Here is a 1836-nt window from a genome sequence, read left to right as displayed (position 1 = left end):
CCCTACACGACGCTTCCGATCTCATCGAAGTTGAAGTTGTTTGATTACTATCTATGGGTGCAGAAAAAGCGGCCGGGGGCTCCAGGATATTGAATAGCGAAAATGTAAAAAAGACTATGAATAACGAGTCGGCGGGAGAACAACGCGAAGAAGAAAGCCTGCAGAAAAGGCCGCTGCCCGAGAAGGGGCGTATTGCCGGCCTGGACTACGGCAGGACACGGATTGGAATTGCCCTGAGTGATCCGGGCCGGGTGCTGGCCACTCCCTGGTCTGTTTATCAGCGCCGGGGACCAGGCCAGGACGCGACTTATTTTCAGAAACTCGTTCAACACGAGGAAATCGTCCTCTTTGTCCTCGGCTTGCCCGTCCATTGTGACGGTACGGAAAGCGAGGTCTCGCTGGAGGTGCGAGAATTTGGAAAATGGTTGGAGTCAGTGACCCGCGTACCCGTCGTTTACATGGACGAGCGGTTCAGTACCCAGACGGCGGAAACCTGGCTGCGGACGGCGAATCTCAGTCGTAAGGAGAGGCAAAAACGTGTGGACAAACTGGCCGCTCAGATTATTCTGAGTTCGTACCTGGCCATTTTACAACGAGGTGATGCCCCGCCCTTCTGGACGCCCTCGCCTTTGGATGATGCGTCCATCGAAGAAGAATGAGTAGTTCGGAATTGCGGGGGAACAGTCACGCGAATGGCCCGACGCATCGTGGTGGGAACCGGTTATTTAGGGCTGCGCGTTGCCAGGCTGTGGCAACAGCAGGGGGACGAGGTCTATGGAGTGACACGCACCCCAGCAAAGGCGGGCACGCTGGCCCAGCTAGGATTAAAACCCATCATCGCCGACGTTTTGAACCCGCCCACTTTGGCCGAGATCCCTCACTGTGACACGCTGGTCTATAGTGTTGGGCCGGGCGGTCACAGTCAGGTCTCACGGTTGGCCCTCTATCGTGACGGTCTGAAAACGGTACTTGATCGTTGGGGCCATTGTGCCGATCGAATTGTTCTCGTCAGTTCCACAGGAGTGTATGGGAATTCCTCATCCGAGGTGATTGACGAGTCGACTCCCAGAAGGCCGCTCCGGGAAGCCTCGCAGGCGCTGGCAGAGGCGGAGGATATCCTCCTTGCCCCGTTGTGGCAAAACAAGGCGATCATCATGCGGATGGGCGGGATTTACGGTCCCGGTCGATTACCGCTTCTTCGTTTTGTTCGCGCACAGCAACCGTTGCCCACCGATCCAGAGGCGCTTCTCAATCTGATCTTTGTGGATGACGCTGCGCGCGCCGTCATTCTCGTAGCCGATGCGGCAGAGCCGCCCGAGGTGGTCAATGTCGTTGACGGGCACCCGGTCACACGAAGGCAGTTCTATGAGAAGCTTTGCCAGTGCCTTGGCTTGCCACCGCCCAGCTTCTGTCCACCATCGGGGGACGTGTTGCCGCTGACCCATAGGACAGGATCAGGAAGTGCGGTGCGAATCATCAGTAACCGGCGGCTAATTGACAGATATCACATGTCTTTTCTTTATCCAGATTATGAGCGCGGCATTGAGCATATTGTCGCGTCCGGTCTGGAAGAAGAAAATTAATCGTGCATGTGTTTGAGTTCATTCCGAAGCGCAAGCTGCCCGGGAGGATTCGATGATGAAAAGTAGAACCCGTTATTGTTTCCATACTGGCGGGATGGACTTATCACTATTTCTGATTTTTATCCTGTGTTGCGGTGCGCCGATATTGGGTTCCGAAAAAGACAGTGGTTACCGCGGCATCTGGTTTACATTGGGACAGAAGACCGAATGGGGAGACAAGTATTCCGGAGGGCTCGGAACCTATACAGCCAAC

General features: G+C 55.3%; 3 protein-coding genes. All 3 read left to right on the top strand.

Annotation, left to right across the window (positions count from 1 at the left end; translation table 11 throughout):
- Window positions 1-116 precede the first annotated feature (116 nt).
- On the top strand, window positions 117-659 hold the full coding sequence (ruvX, locus tag H5U08_RS17485; protein ID WP_297036048.1) for a Holliday junction resolvase RuvX: 543 nt from the start codon (window positions 117-119) through the stop codon (window positions 657-659).
- Between the two features lie 33 nt (window positions 660-692).
- A complete protein-coding gene (locus tag H5U08_RS17480; protein WP_297036045.1) occupies window positions 693-1583 on the top strand; it encodes an SDR family oxidoreductase in 891 nt (296 codons plus the stop codon).
- 52 nt (window positions 1584-1635) lie between these two features.
- The coding region (locus tag H5U08_RS17475; RefSeq protein ID WP_297036043.1) for a hypothetical protein at window positions 1636-1836 on the top strand (201 nt) is incomplete at its 3' end.

Source organism: Thermogutta sp. (assembly GCF_014359955.1).
GTDB lineage: Bacteria > Planctomycetota > Planctomycetia > Pirellulales > Thermoguttaceae > Thermogutta.
This window is presented reverse-complemented; position numbering and strand designations above follow the sequence as displayed.

Coding starts and splice junctions, on each gene's coding strand:
- H5U08_RS17480 (WP_297036045.1), top strand. CDS start 693: ATGGCCCGACGCATCGTGGTGGGAACCGGTTATTTAGGGCTGCGCGTT.
- ruvX (WP_297036048.1), top strand. CDS start 117: ATGAATAACGAGTCGGCGGGAGAACAACGCGAAGAAGAAAGCCTGCAG.